Source organism: Hymenobacter tibetensis (assembly GCF_022827545.1).
GTDB classification, from domain to species: Bacteria; Bacteroidota; Bacteroidia; order Cytophagales; family Hymenobacteraceae; genus Hymenobacter; species Hymenobacter tibetensis.
Genome location: NZ_CP094669.1, coordinates 4,988,554 through 5,006,359 on the forward strand (window position 1 = coordinate 4,988,554; position 17,806 = coordinate 5,006,359).

The 17,806-nt window shown below is 55.8% G+C and carries 14 protein-coding genes; 8 read left to right on the forward strand and 6 right to left on the reverse strand.

What is annotated here, in order from left to right; genetic code table 11:
• Window positions 1-121: 121 nt before the first annotated feature.
• Together MTX78_RS20080 and MTX78_RS20085 are read left to right on the forward strand one after the other, a co-directional pair.
• Window positions 122-2,614, forward strand: a complete 2,493-nt coding sequence (locus MTX78_RS20080; RefSeq protein WP_243797762.1) for a TonB-dependent receptor — start codon at window positions 122-124, stop codon at window positions 2,612-2,614.
• A 164-nt stretch (window positions 2,615-2,778) separates the two neighbouring features.
• Window positions 2,779-3,645, forward strand: coding sequence for a transporter (locus MTX78_RS20085; RefSeq protein WP_243797763.1), 867 nt, complete (start codon window positions 2,779-2,781; stop codon window positions 3,643-3,645).
• 86 nt (window positions 3,646-3,731) lie between these two features.
• On the opposite strand, the gene MTX78_RS20090 is transcribed toward MTX78_RS20085, so the two are convergent.
• The gene (locus tag MTX78_RS20090; protein ID WP_243797765.1) at window positions 3,732-4,106 is read right to left on the reverse strand and encodes an SPW repeat domain-containing protein; all 375 of its coding nucleotides are present in this window, start codon (window positions 4,104-4,106) and stop codon (window positions 3,732-3,734) included.
• A gap of 145 nt (window positions 4,107-4,251) precedes the next feature.
• Window positions 4,252-4,707 (reverse strand): SPW repeat domain-containing protein, encoded by a 456-nt coding sequence (locus tag MTX78_RS20095; protein ID WP_243797766.1) that lies wholly within the window; start codon window positions 4,705-4,707, stop codon window positions 4,252-4,254.
• Between the two features lie 379 nt (window positions 4,708-5,086).
• On the opposite strand from MTX78_RS20095, the gene MTX78_RS20100 reads away from it, so the two are divergent.
• Window positions 5,087-5,806 carry a hypothetical protein gene (locus MTX78_RS20100; protein ID WP_243797768.1) on the forward strand — a complete coding sequence of 240 codons (720 nt, stop codon included), beginning with the start codon at window positions 5,087-5,089 and terminating at the stop codon, window positions 5,804-5,806.
• Between the two features lie 13 nt (window positions 5,807-5,819).
• Here the strand turns inward: MTX78_RS20100 and MTX78_RS20105 are convergent, their stop codons facing one another.
• Window positions 5,820-7,031 carry a DUF1501 domain-containing protein gene (locus MTX78_RS20105; RefSeq protein WP_243797770.1) on the reverse strand — a complete coding sequence of 404 codons (1,212 nt, stop codon included), beginning with the start codon at window positions 7,029-7,031 and terminating at the stop codon, window positions 5,820-5,822.
• Window positions 7,032-7,170: 139 nt separating this feature from the next.
• On the reverse strand, window positions 7,171-8,739 hold the full coding sequence (locus tag MTX78_RS20110) for a DUF1800 domain-containing protein (protein WP_243797771.1): 1,569 nt from the start codon (window positions 8,737-8,739) through the stop codon (window positions 7,171-7,173).
• 119 nt (window positions 8,740-8,858) lie between these two features.
• On the opposite strand from MTX78_RS20110, the gene MTX78_RS20115 reads away from it, so the two are divergent.
• The gene (locus MTX78_RS20115) at window positions 8,859-9,638 is read left to right on the forward strand and encodes a DUF5672 family protein (protein WP_243797773.1); all 780 of its coding nucleotides are present in this window, start codon (window positions 8,859-8,861) and stop codon (window positions 9,636-9,638) included.
• A gap of 47 nt (window positions 9,639-9,685) precedes the next feature.
• On the opposite strand, the gene MTX78_RS20120 is transcribed toward MTX78_RS20115, so the two are convergent.
• Entirely contained in the window at window positions 9,686-12,292 is a 2,607-nt protein-coding gene (locus MTX78_RS20120; RefSeq protein ID WP_243797774.1) for a lamin tail domain-containing protein, read from the reverse strand.
• 170 nt (window positions 12,293-12,462) lie between these two features.
• On the opposite strand from MTX78_RS20120, the gene MTX78_RS20125 reads away from it, so the two are divergent.
• The 3 genes from MTX78_RS20125 (at window position 12,463) to MTX78_RS20135 (ending at window position 15,620) form a co-directional block, all read left to right on the forward strand.
• Window positions 12,463-13,476 carry an aspartate-semialdehyde dehydrogenase gene (locus tag MTX78_RS20125; protein ID WP_243797776.1) on the forward strand — a complete coding sequence of 338 codons (1,014 nt, stop codon included), beginning with the start codon at window positions 12,463-12,465 and terminating at the stop codon, window positions 13,474-13,476.
• Window positions 13,477-13,652: 176 nt separating this feature from the next.
• The gene (locus MTX78_RS20130; RefSeq protein WP_243797777.1) at window positions 13,653-14,789 is read left to right on the forward strand and encodes a TonB family protein; all 1,137 of its coding nucleotides are present in this window, start codon (window positions 13,653-13,655) and stop codon (window positions 14,787-14,789) included.
• 330 nt (window positions 14,790-15,119) lie between these two features.
• The gene (locus MTX78_RS20135; protein WP_243797779.1) at window positions 15,120-15,620 is read left to right on the forward strand and encodes a peptidase associated/transthyretin-like domain-containing protein; all 501 of its coding nucleotides are present in this window, start codon (window positions 15,120-15,122) and stop codon (window positions 15,618-15,620) included.
• 202 nt (window positions 15,621-15,822) lie between these two features.
• On the opposite strand, the gene MTX78_RS20140 is transcribed toward MTX78_RS20135, so the two are convergent.
• Window positions 15,823-16,584 (reverse strand): alpha/beta fold hydrolase, encoded by a 762-nt coding sequence (locus MTX78_RS20140; protein ID WP_243797780.1) that lies wholly within the window; start codon window positions 16,582-16,584, stop codon window positions 15,823-15,825.
• Between the two features lie 93 nt (window positions 16,585-16,677).
• Between MTX78_RS20140 and MTX78_RS20145 the strand changes: the two genes are divergently transcribed.
• Window positions 16,678-17,691 (forward strand): SRPBCC family protein, encoded by a 1,014-nt coding sequence (locus tag MTX78_RS20145; protein ID WP_243797782.1) that lies wholly within the window; start codon window positions 16,678-16,680, stop codon window positions 17,689-17,691.
• The last annotated feature ends 115 nt before the right edge of the window (window positions 17,692-17,806 follow it).

Consider the following 17,806-nt stretch of genomic DNA (forward strand, 5'->3'; position numbering starts at 1 on the left):
ATTTTTTTGCTTGCACTTTTAGACTTGTCTAAATATTTTTTCAGCCCAGCTTAAAGAGAAGCTCCTTACAGCTTCAGATAAAGAACATAGTATTCCCTCTGGCTGCCTTCACCCCATCCGCATGAAGCTCTCTTACTATACTTCGCTCCTTTTTGTGCTCGTATTGCTTATCCTGCACTTGCCAGCAATTGCGCAGTCTGCAACCGGGACTATTCAAGGGCGGGTGCTGGCGGACGGCAAGCCGCTCGAGTTAGCCACGGTAGCACTGCCGGGCACCACGCTTGGCACCTCCACTGATGCGCAGGGCCGCTATACGCTCCGAGCGGTGCCCGCTGGAACCCATACCCTGATTTTTTCGAGTGTGGGGTACCAACTACAGCGGCGGCAGCTGCAAATATTGGCCGGACAAACCGTAGAAGCAGTAGATGTGCCCCTTGCCGCTCTGCCAGCGGCGCTTTCTGAGGTGGTGGTTACGGGCGTAAGCCGGGCCACAGAAATCCGCAAAAGCCCGGTGCCCATTGCGGTGCTCAGCAAGCGCGAAGTGAATATTAATAGCAACGGTAACCTGATTGACGCGGCCGTGAAAGGGGTGCCGGGGCTGAGCGCCGTTACAACCGGGCCTAATATTTCCAAGCCCTTCATCCGGGGGCTGGGCTACAACCGAGTGCTGACTATGTACAACGGCCTGCGCCAGGAAGGCCAGCAGTGGGGCGACGAGCACGGCATCGAAATCGACCAGTACGACATCGACCGCATAGAAGTGGTAAAAGGCCCGGCTAGCTTGATTTACGGGTCGGATGCTGTAGCGGGCGTTATCAATATGCTGCCCCGGCTGCCCAACGGGCCAGCGGGCCAACTCCACGGCGACGCCCTGACCGAGTACCAAACCAACAACAACTTGGTGGGCACGTCGGTGGGGCTGCATTACAACCAGAAGGGCTGGCAATACGCAACGCGGGGCTCGTACCGGATGGCGCAGGCGTACCGCAACGCCGTGGAAGGCCGCGTGTATGGCACGGCCTTTCGGGAGCTAAACCTAACGGCCATGACCGGCGTGGAAAAAACATGGGGTGCAACGCACCTATACGCCACTCTCTATGACAACCGGCAGGAAATACCCGACGGCAGCCGTGATTCGCTGAGCCGAAAATTTACGCGGCAAGTGGCCGAGGGCGAGCAAGACAACCTCAAAAACCGTCCGCTGGTGCCCACACCCGATTTGAGCACGTACCGCATCAATCCGCTGCACCAGCGGATTCAGCACTACCGCTTGCTGAACCGGACCCGCCTGCAACTGGGGACCGGCGAGCTGCACGCACTCCTTGGAGCGCAGCAAAACGTCCGTCGCGAGTACAACCACCCTACCGCTCCTGCCCAGGCGGGCTTGGCGGTGGCCTTGAACACCTACAACTACGACTTGCGCTACGCAGCACCCGCCTGGCTAGGCCTGGAAACCACGTTGGGCCTGAACGGCATGCACCAAACCAACCACAACCGCGCCGCTACCGACTTTCCTATCCCCGACTATGCGCTAACTGATATCGGCGGGTACCTGTATGCCAAAAAGACTTTCGGGAAGCTCGATCTTTCCGGCGGGGTGCGCTATGATACGCGCCTACTAAAGTGGGCCGACTTTTACGTAGGCACCGATTCCACTACGGGCTTTACCACCCAACTATCCGCCAGTGAAGCCGCCGGCACCGACCCGCAGTTTGCCGCTTTCCGCACGCGCTACCAGGGGGTATCGGCTAGTTTGGGAGCCACCTACAACGTGTCGGAGCGGCTGTTGCTGCGGGCCAATGTGGCCCGGGGCTACCGGGCGCCCAACATCACAGAGGTAGGTTCCAACGGCCTCGACCCGGGCGCACACATTGTGTACTTAGGCAACCGGAGCTTCGGGCCGGAGTTCAGCTTGCAGCAGGACCTGGGGCTAAGCGCCTACCTGCCCGATGCCGAAGTGAGTGTGAGCGTGTTCAACAATGCCATCGACAATTACATCTACCAGGCCCGCCTAAATGGCCCCGATGGGCAGCCCGTCATCCTTGTGCCTGGCAACACCACCTACCAATACCAGCAGGGCCGGGCGCGGCTCTACGGGGCCGAAGCAACGGTGAACCTGCATCCGAAAGCCTTGCCGATGCTGGCTTTCAACAACAGCTTAGCCTACGTAACGGGCCTCAACAAAGAAGCAAGCTTGCTGGAAACCAACGGCGCAGCAGCTAAATACCTGCCTTTTATCCCGCCCTTGCGCACTCGGTCGGAAGTGCGCCTCACCAGCCAACAGGCGTGGGGTGCGCTGACCAACACCTACGTGCGCGCCGTGCTGGATTATACTGCGCCGCAGCATCGTTTCTACGCCGTTGACAACACGGAAACGCGCACGGCTGGCTACGCCTTGGTGGGGCTTGGGGCAGGCACTACGCTGCTGGGTGGTTCTGCAAAGCGAGAAGTCCTGCAATTTTTTATGCAGCTTGACAACGCCTTTAACACCACGTACCAGTCGCACCTTAATCGGCTGAAATACTTCGAGTACTATGCTGCCTCCCCCAACGGGCGGCGCGGGATTTACAACCAGGGGCGCAATCTGAGCGTGAAAGTTATTGTGCCGTTCTAGCTGTTTTCAGTGGATGCTCGTAGAAGGCGCGAAGCACTGGAAAACGGCCTAAATTTGTGCACAACCCGCTGTCGTTGGCCTATACTTGGCACTCCATACTCGCTCCGTACAAGCTGGAGCTTGGCGGCAATCTTTCTTCGCTCTCACCTCTTGCGCCGCATTCTATGACCCGAATTCTTCTCTTGCTTACGTGTACGTGGCTTTCTCTACTGACTACTTCCGGCTATGCACAAGCCCCGGCCGACACGCTCAAACGCGCTACGTCTTCGGAGGCTGGCGGCTCATCATCGGGCGGGCGGCAATTGCGTCCTCTCAACGCCGACCGTCCTGGTGTCACAGAAAGCCCTAACACCATCGACCCAGGCCATTTCCAGTTTGAAACCGACCTTGTGCGGCTTACCAACAGCAGGCCAGGGCAACAACCCCGGTCCCGGATGCTACGCCTGAACGCCTTTGCCATTCGGGCAGGCATCAGCGACAAAACCGAAGTGCAGGTTTTCGTTGATCCTTACACGGTGGAAAAAGATTGGGAACAAGGCAGTGAGCCCGAGCGCCACGCAGGCTTCGGCGATATGGCCGTGCGGGTGAAACACAACTTCATCGGTGATGACGACGAAACCGAGGCCCTAGTGATAGCCGCCATTGGCTTTGTGCGGTTGCCTACCGGTGGCCGGGAAGGAGCAGGTGGCTATGAGTATGGACTGCTACTACCAGCCACGTATAACTTCCAAAACGACTGGCACATCAGTGCTCAAGCAGCTTCCCTGCTTAGCTACGACCGCGAAAAAGAAAAGCATTATGTAGAGCTAGCCCCTTCCTTTGCTCTCGACCACGGCTTCAATGAGTGGCTGGCCGTTTTCGCGGAGTTTTCAACCCGCCTCGATTTGGATAGCAAGCAGTGGAATTCTGCCATCAACGTAGGGCCTATCTTCCACGTTTCGGAACGGGTGCAATTGGACTTTGGGCGCCGCTTTGCCATTAGCCGCTTCTCCGACCGAGAATACTACGTAGGACTGGTGTTTGAACGGTAGCCCAACAGTTACTGAAAGAAAACCTACAAAGAGAAGCCCCTGCACATCCGTTATGCAGGGGCTTTTTCTTGTAAGGAGCTAATTGATTACCCATTGTCGGTCATCATCGAGCGAGATTGAAATTTCCAGTCGGTGATAAGCCATGTGACAACCGATACTGCGCCTAGCACCCAAGATAAGTTGCGCTCGGCGCTACCCGCCGGGAAGTGGAAAAGGAAGGGGGCAGCCAGCAACGCAATGCCCGTTAGCAAGTCAAGCCAGCCGTGGATGGGAAAGGGCACCAGGCGAATGAGCCCCATTTTGAAATCGGTTAGGAGCGTCAGAGCCAGGTAGCCGCCCACCATTACAAAACAGGCGGTATCAACGGCAGGCTCCAAATCGAACATAATGGGAGCCATGGCCAAGAAAGTGATGAACATTACATCAACGACACCGTGGGCGGTAGGTGACAGGATTTTCATACGCGGTAGAGTTGTGAGGTGAAACCATACTTTCTGTTACGGCTCGCGCAACACAAGGATATTGCTGACCTTCCGGCCTTTAAGGCTCATCAAAAAAGCCCGGCTGCACGCAGCAGCCGGGCTTTTTAATAGGAGTTACCCGCAATTAGTGCTGATGGTTTGGCATCATGGCATTGTGCGTGGCACTCGTATGAGTGTTGGCCTTCCAGTCAGTAAGCATCCAAGTACCCAGGAACAGAATGCCCATGCCCATGAAGAAATTGCGAGCTTCGTGGTTGTCGTCGCTGAAGCCAAACAGGAAGGGTGCGGCCAGCAGAGCCAACCCGCTTACCAGTTCCAAGCCGCCATGAATCGGGAACGGAATCATACGGGCCACACCCATAGGGAAGTCGGTTAGGAGCGTGATGACCAGATAGCCGGCGGCTAGGACGTAACAGACGGTGGCGTATGGGCCATCGAAATTGAAGATGGTAGGAGCTAATGCAAACAGGGCAATGGTGCCGTAGTCGAGCATGCCGTGCACGCGGGGTGATATTACTTTCATGATGGTTTCGTGGTTGGAGTGGAAAGGATGAAGTATGTCACTTTCTACGGTCAACATAAGCAAAGGATATTGTTGAGGTACTATAATTTAGTACTTAACGGATGAGCTTACTTACTGGCAGCGGCTTGTGCTCCTGTTCTCAACTGCTCGAATTACTTACCTGGAATGCTGCTGTCAATAGCTTCCAGCTAGTTGTGGAGCACGGTGGCGTAGAAATTAGGGTAGCGGTTCAACGTCATCGACGACCTACCATTTGCTGTTGCCGCACGCTACGCTTAGCAACCCAACCGCGAAGATTTCGTGCAGTGTAGCTTTCGGCTGTGGAATGGGCATGTGAGGAGGCGAAGACTAGGTGACAAGGATATCACCTCAAATCAGCTGAAGTACAGAGCAGAACCGGTACCTTACTGTCTTTCTGCTACTATCCTTGTCAACTATGAAACGCTTATTATTATTATGCGGCCTGGCCCTTGCCAGCGTAGGCGCCTGCCAAAAAGAGGACGACAACGACGCCTTGCCCCAACCTGAATATGCCGATTGGTACGCTCTCCGCTCTCCCGACGACCGCGACATTGAGGCTGTAGCTGGCGACATCGACGGGACGCTTGTCATTACCACCCGCTATGAAATTTACTCCACCCAAGACCGTGGTAAGACCTGGAAGAAAGGCGACTACCAGACTAACAGCGGACTATTTGGATTTTATCAGCAACAGGACACACTATTGACCCTCAACGCAGGATTAGGCTCTGCGCTGAACGACCAGATTCAGTATGCTACCTCCCCCTCTCACTTTAGTGTCGATAAGGGCCTGACTTGGCGGCCCTACCGCAACTGGCGCCGCGCTGATTTCGAACCGCGCGTGCCCCGCAACAAGGTTACGGCCGCCTCCGGTACGCTGTACAGTATCGAGTACTTGCTGACGCCGCTGGCACCTAACTCCAGCAGTTCGCGCATCGACTATGTCGGCATCCAGACGTCAACTGGCAAGCACCTAACATTACCGCAGGACCACCAGATTACGAGCATCGCCTTTGATACCAAGTCTCGGCTCTACGTTACAGCTTCTGCGCCACTATGCGGCGGGCGGGAAACATTCAAGTATTGCAACACATCAAACGGCACCTTGTACGTGTCGAAAGTGCCGCAGCTATAGCCCTACGACGGTTCTACACCAACCCTTTCAGCCGCTCAAACTCCTGGCCCAGAATAGCTTTGTCGTCGGCTTGCAGCCAGTCGTGCAGGATGGAGGCGTAAAGGCTACGGAAATCCAGTTGGTGGCGCAAGTCGCCGTCGAGCAGGTTTTCCAAGTCGGGCGCGTTGTTGAGTATTCCTTTTTGCCGAAGCCCACCCCCAAGTAAGAGCACGTTGTTGGCCGTACCGTGGTCGGTGCCGTTGCTGGCGTTCTGGGTTACGCGACGGCCGAACTCCGAAAACACCACGACCAGCGTATCGTTGAAGTTGCGGGCTTGTTGCAGGTCTTCGGCGAAAGACGCCAAGCCGTTCGACAAGTCGCCGAGCAATTTTCCTTGCTGCTCTTGCTGCCGTACGTGCGTGTCAAACCCAGTGAGCGACACATAGAACACCCGCGTTTCGATACCAGAGTTAATCAGCTCCGCCGTGGTTTTCAGGTTGCGGCCAAACTCGGTGGTGGGGTACGCCACGCTGGACTTGTAGACCTTAGACGTCTGGTAGAGGTAATCGGCCGAAGAAGTGGTTTCGGCCAGCGTCTGGTAGAGGTAGTCCAGTTCCGATACTGCCCCAGCCGGCTTTTCCCCGCTCACTTGCGCAAGAAATCGGTTCTGCGTTATCTGGTGAAACTTCTCGGGGTTCTTCAGCGCCAGCCCTTTGCGCAGCGCACCTTTCATGGCCAGGCTCAGCGTATCATCCACTTCCAGCCCGTTGTAGGGCACTTGGCAAGCCGGGCAGTTGGAGTCGAGGTAGCGGCCCAGCCAGCCGGTGCTCACGTATTGATCGGAGGCCGAGCCACTCTGCCAGATGTCCATGGAGCGGAAGTGTGACCTGTCGGGGTTGGGGTAGCCTACTGAGTTCAGCACGGCCACGTGGCCTTGGTCGTAGAGCCCCTTCAGTTGGGTCATGGCGGGATTGAAGCCCAAGTCTTTGTCGAGCGCTAGGATGCCGCTTTGTTCTTTGATACCCAGCGTAGGGCGGGCTTTGTAGTAGAGGTCGTTGCGAAACGGAATGATGGTGTTCAGCCCGTCGTTGCCGCCGCCTAGCTGCACCACCACCAGCCGGCGGCCATTGGCATCCGCTAGTTTCTGGAGGCCTTGGCGGTCTAGGGCATGCAAGAATTTCGGCACGAACAGCAAGCTGCTGGCCAGCACGGAAGTCTTTAGAAAGTCGCGGCGGGAAGTAGCCATAGTGCTATTTATTTAAACCGTCATGCAGAAGCGGAGCCGAAGCATCTCGCGTGGTGTCGTTGAGTTCCTAATTCTGCATCAGCACGCACAATGCTTCGGCTCTGCCTCTGCATGACGACTGTACCACACAGCTCATTTGCTACATCAGCTGGTACTCCGGCAAACTGAGCATGCTGGTTACCATGGCACGCAGGCGGCCTTCAGCGGGAACTGCATCGGCTGCTTTCTGGACCAGCGCTAGGTTTTCGGGTCGAATAGGTGTCTGCAACAACAGTTCGCTGAGCTTGGCAGCTTGCTGGTTGGGGGCAGTCTTGGCCAGCATCGCCTGTATTGGCGCCAGTTGCACAGTGGCTTTCACCTGCTGCCGAAACGTACGGTCCGACTTCGACACCTGCGGTGCAATGTCGTTTTCGTCTTCCTTCAAGGCCACTTGGAACTCGGCGTTTCGGAGCAGCACGGAAGGCAGCTGCAACCGGTAAAGCAACGACGACGAATCTATCCAGTTGCGGCCACCGGGCCAGCCCGCCACGTTTGGCGGCTCGAACAATGTCTGGCCCAGCGCTTTCTGAAACACAATCAGCGGTTTGCTATCCGCTAGCTGCAACCCTGTGGTGCGCTTAATGCCCGCTAACAGTTCTATTGGCGACTTGATGCGCGTCCCGACGTTGGCGGCTTCGTAAAACCATTCGGCGGAAAACATCTGCTCCACCAGCGCACTGATATCGTAGTCGCTCTTGAAGAACGCCTGGGCCAGCGGCTGAATATGCGCCGGATGGGGCGTATCGTTCACGAAGAAGCGATACATCTTGGTGGCAATAAACTCGGCGGTGCGCGGCTGCTCCAAGATGATGCGCAGCACCTGCTCGCCGGTGAAGTTGCCGGTGTGCCCCAGGAAGGTTTTCGGGTCCTCATCGTGCTGGTTGGCGCGGAACACAAATTGGCTTTGCCCATTGTACCCCCAGCCTGTGAAGGCGCGGGCCGCTTCTTTCACATCTTTCTCGGTGTAGTTGCCGCGGCCCATCGTGAAAAGCTCCATCACTTCCCGGGCAAAGTTCTCGTTGGGGCGCTGCTTGCGGTTTTGCTGGTTGTTGAGGAATTGCAGCATAGCTGGCTCCTTGCTCACCGCCAGCAGCAGGTCGCCGAATTTGCCTAGCGCCAACTGGCGGATGGTATTGTTGAGTTGCAGCGCCGCATCGGGCCGCCGTACGCGGCAGGCGAAATGGCCATGCCAGAAAAACGTGAGCTTCTCCCGCAATTGCGCCGGCGAGGTAGCCATCCGACCTAGCCAGCCAGTATTCATAGCGTAAAAAGCTTGCCTGATCCTGTCGTTCTGCATCTTGCGCTGCTGCGCCGTCATGCTCTCCCGGCGCAACAACGGCAGCGTATTCATGCCCTGCAGCAGTTCTCCCCTATTAGCTGGAGAGGCATCGGCAGGTGGCTGCTTGCTCCTCGAACCCAAGGCTGTTTGGTCTGGCGTCGTTACCATGCCGTTTTGAGGAGTACCCGCCCCCGATGGCAGGGCCACAAACGGGGTAAGCGGCTCCTGGTACTGCATGGCCGGATTGCCGAGCAGCTCCACCTTTTCGGAATCACGCAGGAGCTGACGCAGTGCTTTACGTGGGCTTACGCCGCTGGCCAAATCCTCGGGGCGAGGTCCAAACCCGGCACGCCAATACAAGTGCTGTAGGTGCTGTTGCGTCGTTGTCATGTTGCTTGGACATGGATGGCTATCAGGGGTTTAATAATAGTGCTGCTAGTTCCTGCCCTATGTAGTTGCATTGAATGCAGACTAATAGTATTTTTACAACCTATGCTTATACTATTTACATGAAGAAGGCTCTCGCCACTGTAGTAATACCCATTCATTTAGAAGAACCGTCGGAGCTGGAAAAGATTTCTCTCTCCCAAACCCTCTCCGTCCTACACAAGTATCCTATCGTGTTCATGGCGGCTACTGAACTGAATACCAAGTGGTATGAAGAGTTTTGCCGGGGAAAAGCGGAAGTAACCGTCGAGCGGTTTGAGTGGCAGGGCCGTAATGCTTTTGGAGAATTGCTAACCAACCCCGTCTACTATCAGCGCTTTTTGCCTTACGAATACATGATGATTTGCCACCTCGACGCCTTCGTGTTTCGCGACGAGCTGGAAAAATGGTGCTCCCTGGGCTACGACTACATTGGAGCTGTCATTTATAATCCCTCTTTTTTCAGTCCCGACACGCCGGTGCGGAAAATCCTGGGATTCAGCCAGCCGGAATATTTCGGCAACGGCGGATTCGCCATCAAAAAGGTTAGCACGTTCTACCACATTACGTCCAAATTCAGGGCGTATATCAACTTCTATCACTGGATAAGAAGGCTGCGGAAAAGGGGCTTTTTGGATGACATCTTTCTTACCAACCATTTCCCTAAACTCTTGCGCAGCTTCAAAATACCGCCCGTGGCGCTGGCCCAAAACTTCGGCGCTGAATATGTAGACTGGAAGGAAAGCGAGTTGCCATTCAATAACCACGACATCAACAGCCTGCCTTTCGGGGTACACGGCTGGATTCAGTTTCACCAGGATTTCTGGAAGCCCTGCATCCGGCATTTTGGCCACGCTATCTGAGGCAGCCCGGGCAAACGCTTAGCGGTGCTGCTGGTACGCTCTGGCTTCTAGAAACGTGTTCCGAGTACTACCGTCTTTTTGTATTGGTGCTTTTCGCCGCTATTGGGTTTGAATAACTCAATCAGCAGCACGTAATAGCCAATTGCTGCTTTCTGCCCGCGGTCGGTCAGGCCATCCCACTGAAAAAAGCCAGCGGTTGCCAGGGTTTCATTGCGGACCAGGCGGCGCGCTATGCGGCCTTGCGCATCGTATACAGTCACGCTGGCCGCATAGCCCGGGCTGTCTAGGCTGTAGTTGAGGGTGGTAAAATCCTGCTGGCCGTCTTCATCGGGCGTGAATACTTCGGGCGCTATGCTGAACAGTTTGCCGCCGCTGGGGTCCTCTTGCTGCTGTGAGTTGTGGCGGCCCGGAGTGGCATACCCAACAGCACTGGCCGCTGAGTGAAAGTTGCTTGCCGTACTTGGTCCTTCAGCCCGAATCCGCTCCAGCGACACGCCATTCAAGTCATCGAGCAGCTTCAGGTGGTGCTCCTCGGCGTAGGCATAGCGGTCCAGCAAACGGCCTTGCGCATCGTGCAGTACCACAATGCCAGCATCATCTGGGTAGGTAGGGAAACCTGCCATCTGCAAGAAAGTGGCGGGCTCGGCGCTGGTTGGGTACTGGCTCCTTACCACATCGGGGCGCGTGGTGAGCAGCAGCAACTGGCCGGGGGCCAGTACGTGGGGGCTACTATTCACGAGGTTCTGGTCGGTGGTGCCGTCTGGCTTTTCAGCTCCTAATTGCCACCCTTGTACATCCAGGTACTTAGTGGAGCGGTTAAGCAATTCCACAAAGTCCACGGCACTTGTACGGGGGTTGAACAGGATTTCATTGAGCACTACATCGCCAGCGGCCACGGGCACCGGCAGCGCAAAGGTGGCCGACGTGGTGGGGCCAGCCGCATTGCCCACGCAGTCGGTAGCAGCGCTGACGGCCACGGTTAGGGGCTGATTGGGTTGTAACGGGGCACTTAGCAGCAGGTCCACGCTCCGAAAATCGGGTCCGACGGGCGCTACGCGCACCCCAGATATGGCAGGCGCGAGCGTGTACAGAGCGGGATTAGCTGATGCCGTGCTGTCCAGCTTTTCCCCGAAGAACAAGCGAATAGTGGAAGCATTCAACGCTAAAGCGCGCTGGAGCAGGGGGGCAGTACGGTCGGGGTTGGTGGCACGGGCAGCGTTGGTTCGGCCGGGCGTGCCGCCGCTGGCGTCGGTACTGGCCATCCAGTTTTCAATACCTGCACACGGGTTGCTGGTATCTACTAGCTCCAGGCTCCATCCGCCCTCTTTTTTGCGGCTGTCTTTATACCACGTATCGGAGTAGTTCACCTCGAACAGCGTTTGGCCGGTACGCCCGCGCAGCAGCAGTTGGTCGCCGGAATTGGTTAGGCTAGGAAAGTTGGTTAGCCCGAACACCTTGCCGAAGGAAGTGAACTGCGCCGTTCGGGTGCTGCCGCATACCACGGCGTATTCGCCTGGCAACAGCACAGCCCCCGCGGGAAACACGGCCGGGCTGCTGGTGCTACCTGCCTTCAGTAGCCGTACCCCAGTTAAATCCAGCACCGCCGTAGCCGACGGATTGTGAATCTCCAAGTACTCGGCGGTGGGTAGTCCTACGGTTGGAGTTTCGTCGGCAAATATTTCCGTGATAAGCACCTGATTCGAGGTGGGCGCCGCAGCAAAGCCGTTGTTCTGGAAACTCACCGTCAGTGGCCCAGCAGCCGTGTTCCCGTACAGGTCCGTGATGTTGCGGATTTCCAACGTGGTAGTTCCCACTGGCAGATCGGCAGTTAGGGTTAGGTGCACCAGCGCAGGATTCGCCGCGTCGCGCTGGGCGCTTGCTACGGAAGGTGCTCCGGCCGCTACTAGGCGGTAGCTGCTGGCAGCCTGTGTGGTAACAGCCTCGTTGAACAGCACGTCCAACTGCCGAGTTGCAACAACGGTAACCGTGTGCGGAGCCGGCGCGGCAGTGTCCGCAACGCGAAAGTCGTCGAAATAGAAAGCGCGGCTGTTGGCCGACGAGTACGTTAGCTGGACCCCGAAATAGGCTCCACGCTGCAACGTAGCATCCGTGGCCGTGCCTTCTCGGACGTAGGTGGTGGTGCCGGCCAAGTCCCGCTCCAGCGTCCAGACGTCCTGCGCGGAGCGAGTTACGCGCACCCGAACCAGGTTACTGGTGGTGGAAGCCAGAGTGCCATCGGCGCCATTCACTACATATACCGGGCTGCCACTGGCGTCTTTTCGGAACAAGGCTACCTCATCAGCGGTGCCACCCAGGCGCACGAAGTACCCACGGTTGCCAGTGGCTTTTAAGTCCGCTTGCTCTGATGTTAGCCATACATCGGCGTAGTTGCCGCTGCTGGTAGCCAGCCGCAGGTTCGCCCAGAACTCCCAGGTGGTTCCTCCGGCGGCAGCCTGGCTTGGCGTTACGAGTTGCAGCGTGGTACCCGTAACGGCGGGGCCGTTGCTTTGGAGCTGCTGCGCGTTTACCTGGAAACTAGCTCCGTCGCCAGTCCAGGCCGGATTCTGGGTGAAGTTACCGTCGGCAAATGTATCGAGCAGCTGCGCACTAGCAGCAAACGGCGCTAGCAGGAATAGTAGTAGTAGTTTTTTCACGAAAACAGATAAGATTGCACGCCCTTGTATACCTGAATATTCCCTTTAGAAACGCGCCGCAACCTATTGAACAAAACCGTGGGCGGCTGCACTTTTTCACAACAAAGCACAGCCAGAAAGATAAAAGAATTTACTGGCCTTACCTTTAGGGAATCCAAACCTTAACAACCATGAAAGTAGCCGTAGTAGGTGCCACCGGTTTGGTCGGTGGCGAGATGCTGAAAGTGCTGGCCGAGCGTAACTTCCCGGTCACGGAACTCCTGCCCGTTGCCTCCGAGAAATCGGTGGGTCAGGAAATCGAATTCCAAGGCAAAAAGTACAAGGTGATTAGCATGGACGACGCCATTGCGGCCCGTCCGGCAGTGGCCATCTTCTCGGCTGGCGGTTCGATATCCAAAGAGCAGGCCCCTCGGTTTGCCGAAGTTGGCACCGTTGTTATCGACAATTCCTCGGCCTGGCGCATGGACCCCACCAAAAAGCTGGTGGTACCCGAAATCAACGCCAAGGAAATCACCGCCGACGATAAAATCATTGCCAACCCCAACTGCTCGACCATTCAAATGGTGGTAGCGCTCAACAAGCTGCACGACGCCTACAAAGTGGAGCGCATTGTGGTGAGCACCTACCAGAGCGTAACCGGCACCGGCAAGAAAGCCGTTGACCAACTCATGGAAGAGCGCGCCGGCCAAGCGGCCAGCAACCCTGCCTACCCCCACCCCATCGACCTGAACGTGCTGCCCCACATCGACGTGTTCGAGGACAACGGCTACACCAAAGAGGAGATGAAGATGGTGAAAGAGACCAAGAAAATCATGGGCGACGACAGCATCCGCGTAACCGCCACCACCGTGCGCATCCCCGTAATGGGCGGCCACTCCGAGGCGGTGAACGTGGAATTTGCTCAGGAATTTGAAATGGAAGACGTGTTCCGCATCCTGCGCAACACCGAAGGCGTGGAAGTGGTGGACGACGTGGCCAACAACCGCTACCCGATGCCCAAAGACGCCCACGGCCGCGACGCAGTGCTTGTTGGCCGTCTGCGCCGCGACGAAACGCAGCCCCGTACCCTCAATATGTGGGTGGTAGCCGACAACCTACGCAAGGGAGCCGCAACCAACGCCGTACAGATTGCAGAAGCTATGATGAAGATGGGGCTTCTTACCCAAGAGGCCGCCACCGTATAAGCTCGCTTACTTCATTCATTCCGTGCAGAGCCTTCCAAACTTGGTTTGGGAGGCTCTTTTGCTGTTTTCTCCTCTCTATTGCGGCGCCTTGGCAAACAGCTTATAGCAACAGAGGTAGTATACGCAGAAGCACTTACCTTGAATACGCAATTCCATATCCATACGGCCAGATTTACATGAACCCCACCACGAAAGCCTGCTGGTATAGTGCTCTGACAGGACTACTGCTCGTTGTTGCCACCGGCTTGTTTGCTCAGACCACTCCGCCGTCGGCTACCTCTACCACCCAGGTTTTCACGTTTGTAGAGCAAATGCCGCGTTACAACGGAGGTGGCAACGACTCCATTATAGCGTACCTGCGGCGTAACGTCCGCTATCCGGCCGAGGCCGTTCAGGCAGGTGCCAGTGGGAAAGTGTTTGTTTCGTTTGTAGTGAATGCGCAAGGGAAAGTAGAGCAGGTGCAAGTGGTAAAGCCCGTTGCCCCCGCGCTAGACCAAGAAGCCCTGCGGGTGGTATCAGGCATGACCGGCTGGCAGCCAGGGCAGCAGCAGGGCAAGCCCGTGGCCGTATCCTTAACGGTGCCCATCAGCTTTGCTATCCAGCCCAACCCATCGTCCGCCGTCACCACCGAACCGCAATATCCGGGCGGCCCCGACGCACTTCTCGCTTACTTGGGGGCCATTCCCTATCCAGAGGCTGCTCGCCCCGCAGGACTCGATGCGCGGGTATTTGTGAAGTTCAAAATCAACAAGGAGGGCAAAGTAACGGAGGCGAAACCCATTGGGCCACTCATGCGCAAGCCCCAGCAAGACCCTGCGCCCCGAGCTGAAATTGACGCTGCAAAGCCCGTACTAGAACAAGCCGCAACGCTCTGGATACAAGCAATGCCCACCTGGACTCCCGCCAACTTAGACGGCACGCCCGTGGAAAGCGACACGTTTGTAATGCCTTTGGTGTTCAATCCTGTTCCGTCATCAGCGCCCAAAGAGAAGATCTATCCTTACGCCGATCAAATGCCGGTGTTCAGTACGCCAAGCGACAAGTTTGACATCCAAACCAAAATACAGCGCTCCTTAAAATACCCAACGCAGGCCTTACGCAACCGCATGGAGGGCACCGTGTACCTGTACTTTGTGGTCAACGAAGCGGGCGCGCTAGAGCAGGCCCAGGTGGTGAAGTCGGCGGGACCAGAGCTGAACCAGGCCGTGTTGGACGCGGCGCTCAGCCAACCAGCAGCCCTCACGCCCGCCAAGCTGAAAGGCAAACCCGTGAAGGTGTTTTACGTGGTGCCGTTTACGTTCAGGATTAAGTAGAATGGCACAATTCAGCGGGCTGCTACTTACCCGTTTTACTTTGTCTAGCCACTGCTGGTAGAAACAGGTCATTCCTACAACCTGAGGCATTGAAGAGGTAGAGTCAGACAGCAAAGCTAGGTGCCGAGCTACCTAGTGGGGAGCAAGTACGGCCAGCTCCTATATTGACTTGTAATTAAACAGGATTCAACTACTATTATATTATAATTATTCAATGTTTATGCAGAGCCAGTTCCTAAGACCAAGCAGAGTGGTATAATTTTAGAAGTTCCACCAATATCTGTCTGTGGTCATCTACTCTTTTCTCTTTTCTACCTTATTCTTTTAAATATGAAAGTAACCTTACCGTTCGCCTTAGCAGCCACCTTGCTGCTTGGCAGTTGTGCTTCTATTGTAAGCAAGAGCCGTTATCCGGTTGTTATCAGTAGCGTGCCCGCTGGCGCCAACTTTACGGTCACCAACCGCGATGGTAAAGAAGTATTTAGTGGTGTGGCACCAACCGCCGTTACGCTCAAGTCAGGATCTGGTTATATGCGCCGCGAGATTTACACCCTGACGTTCAAGAAAGAGGGGTTTGAAGACAAGAAACTAACGCTCGAGTCTGACGTGAACGGGTGGTATTTCGGCAACATCGTTTTTGGAGGCCTTATTGGATTTTTGATTGTAGATCCACTCACCGGAGCTATGTACCGCATTTCCGACAAGGAAATTCAGGGAGCTTTGTCTCCTATTGGACAGGGCTTCAACCCAACCGACACGCATCCACTGCACATCATGTCGTTGAACGACGTGCCTGATGCTCTACGCAGCAAAATGGTGCCCGTGGAATAAGCGCATACAACTGTGTGGTTCAAAGAAAAGTCCTGTAGAATGTTCTACAGGGCTTTTTTTGGGTCATATACAGTCATCCGTGAATCACTTCTGCCTGCCAACCGTTGCAGTACTCACCTAGATGGCACCGGCGTTTTGGTGTGCACTACAGCAACTCCCTACCTGCCTTAGTATCTATAAGCAACAGTATCAGCGTCTGTACTTAGTGCTTGGGCTCATATACTGCGTCCGCAAAATTCACTATTGCCAAGCGCGTGAGTTCCGGCTCCTCGAAAAAGCCCAGGTGCCCAACATCACCAAGCAGCAGGGCGTGGCTTTGGGCCGGTAGCGCCAACTGTGGCAGCACGCTTTCCATTGATACGGCTACGTCCTCTTTGCCCACCACGAAGAGTACTGGAAACTTAGCTTCCTTTAACACCTTGGTGCGGTCGGGACGGTTTTTCATAGCCTCTAAGGCACCTAGCACGGTGGCTTCGGGCGTGGCCCGGCCAATATCCTCCAGAAATTCGCGCTGCTCCAGCAGTTGCTCCCGGTTGGCTGGCGCAAACAACGGCCGGATAAAGGATTCCATGAATTTCTCGACGCCATGGCGGCGCACAAACTCTATGTTTTTGTCGCGGTTCGCTTTTTTCTCGTCGGTATCAGGTAAGGCAGTGGAATGAAACAGCACCAAGCCTGCTACCATATCCGGATAGCGCTCTGCAAAAGCTAGCGCCACGTAGCCACCCATGCTATGGCAGACTAGCAGCGCCTTTTCCACTCCTTTCTGCCGCAATTGCTCCGCCACGTAGCGCGCCTGCGCCTCCATGCTATAGTCCCGAATGTCGTGTATGTTGGTGCCGTGCCCAAGCAGATTGAGCGTTAGCAACCGGTAGTTGTCGGGAAAGTCGCGGGTGAAATCGGTCCACACTTCCCGGCTTTCAGCAAAGCCGTGCAGGAAGAGGATGGTTGGTTGGACAGGCATAAGTAAATGCAAAAGTTCGTGCAGGAATACCGCAGATGGGTCGGAACAAGTACGCACATTTACCGTGCGTGTTCCTATCTACCTATTATCCCAATGGCCTCCGAGCATAATAATCTACACTATGTTATTGCCGTAGCGGCAGGCCTGTTCGTTGCCCTACTCGGCCGACTTGTTTTTGCCAATAGCACCTTCAATGGCGGCGGACTGCTTATGCTTTGCTTTCTGCTGCTCATCCCAATGGCGCTAGGAGCCGTTACCACGCATTTCACACCCGCTACTGCTTCCAAATCTTGGCGGACGGTATGGGGGCCTTTCGTAACGGTTATGCTGTTCCTATTTATGGCACTGCTGTTTCACTCAGAATGCATGATTTGCGTGCTGATTATCTCGCCGCTCTTTTTTATCACTTCCTACATAGGGTCTGTTCTCTACCTGCTGTTTACCGACGACAAACCCAACAAAGACAAAACCTACACCGTGGCCGTCTTTGCGCTATTGCCCTTCCTGCTGGCACCGCTTGAAAGCCAGTTTGCCACTCCCAACAGCCTGCGCCGCGTCGAGAATACTGTGCTTATTCAGGCACCCGCCTCCGTGGTTTGGCAGCAAATCGTCCGGGTACCGCCCATTCAGGCCCAGGACTTGGGACCAAGCCTAATCGACAAAATTGGCTTCCCGCGGCCCGTGGAAGCTACGCTCACGCATGAGGGCGTGGGCGGTGTGCGCCATGCTACCTTCGAACGGGGCGTAGAGTTCATCGAAACTGTTGATGTGTGGGAGCCACAACGGCGCCTGTCTTTCAGCATCGTTCCCAATACGGCTACCATCCCACCTACCACCTTCGACGAGCACGTAACCGTCGGTGGCCGGTTTTTCGACGTGCTACGAGGCACCTACGAGTTGATACCCGCTGGCCCTGTCCAAACTCGCCTTGTGCTGTACAGCCAGCAACGCCTCAGTACCCGCATCAACGCCTATGCCGGCCTCTGGACCGACTACGTAATGAGTGAAATCCAGCGGCGAATCTTGGAAGTAATTCGCCGGCGATGCGAGGACGAGGCTAGAAAAGCTGCTGCTAACAGCCTCAGCTACCAAAAGCACGCTATCTAAACCACTGTCTGCTCGAACTGCTGCATCATGCCACTGTGAGATTCTCAAGGCCATATGCCTAGCTTTAAATATCCTCTACTTCTCATTTCTCTACCTCCGCTCACATCTTGCTACT

Bases quoted from the DNA above. Each gene is read 5' to 3' on its own strand.
- MTX78_RS20080 (WP_243797762.1), top strand. From the start codon at position 122: ATGAAGCTCTCTTACTATACTTCGCTCCTTTTTGTGCTCGTATTGCTT.
- MTX78_RS20085 (WP_243797763.1), top strand. From the start codon at position 2,779: ATGACCCGAATTCTTCTCTTGCTTACGTGTACGTGGCTTTCTCTACTG.
- MTX78_RS20090 (WP_243797765.1), bottom strand. From the start codon at position 4,106: ATGAAAATCCTGTCACCTACCGCCCACGGTGTCGTTGATGTAATGTTC.
- MTX78_RS20095 (WP_243797766.1), bottom strand. From the start codon at position 4,707: ATGTTGACCGTAGAAAGTGACATACTTCATCCTTTCCACTCCAACCAC.
- MTX78_RS20100 (WP_243797768.1), top strand. From the start codon at position 5,087: ATGAAACGCTTATTATTATTATGCGGCCTGGCCCTTGCCAGCGTAGGC.
- MTX78_RS20105 (WP_243797770.1), bottom strand. From the start codon at position 7,031: ATGGCTACTTCCCGCCGCGACTTTCTAAAGACTTCCGTGCTGGCCAGC.
- MTX78_RS20110 (WP_243797771.1), bottom strand. From the start codon at position 8,739: ATGACAACGACGCAACAGCACCTACAGCACTTGTATTGGCGTGCCGGG.
- MTX78_RS20115 (WP_243797773.1), top strand. From the start codon at position 8,859: ATGAAGAAGGCTCTCGCCACTGTAGTAATACCCATTCATTTAGAAGAA.
- MTX78_RS20125 (WP_243797776.1), top strand. From the start codon at position 12,463: ATGAAAGTAGCCGTAGTAGGTGCCACCGGTTTGGTCGGTGGCGAGATG.
- MTX78_RS20130 (WP_243797777.1), top strand. From the start codon at position 13,653: ATGAACCCCACCACGAAAGCCTGCTGGTATAGTGCTCTGACAGGACTA.
- MTX78_RS20135 (WP_243797779.1), top strand. From the start codon at position 15,120: ATGAAAGTAACCTTACCGTTCGCCTTAGCAGCCACCTTGCTGCTTGGC.
- MTX78_RS20140 (WP_243797780.1), bottom strand. From the start codon at position 16,584: ATGCCTGTCCAACCAACCATCCTCTTCCTGCACGGCTTTGCTGAAAGC.
- MTX78_RS20145 (WP_243797782.1), top strand. From the start codon at position 16,678: ATGGCCTCCGAGCATAATAATCTACACTATGTTATTGCCGTAGCGGCA.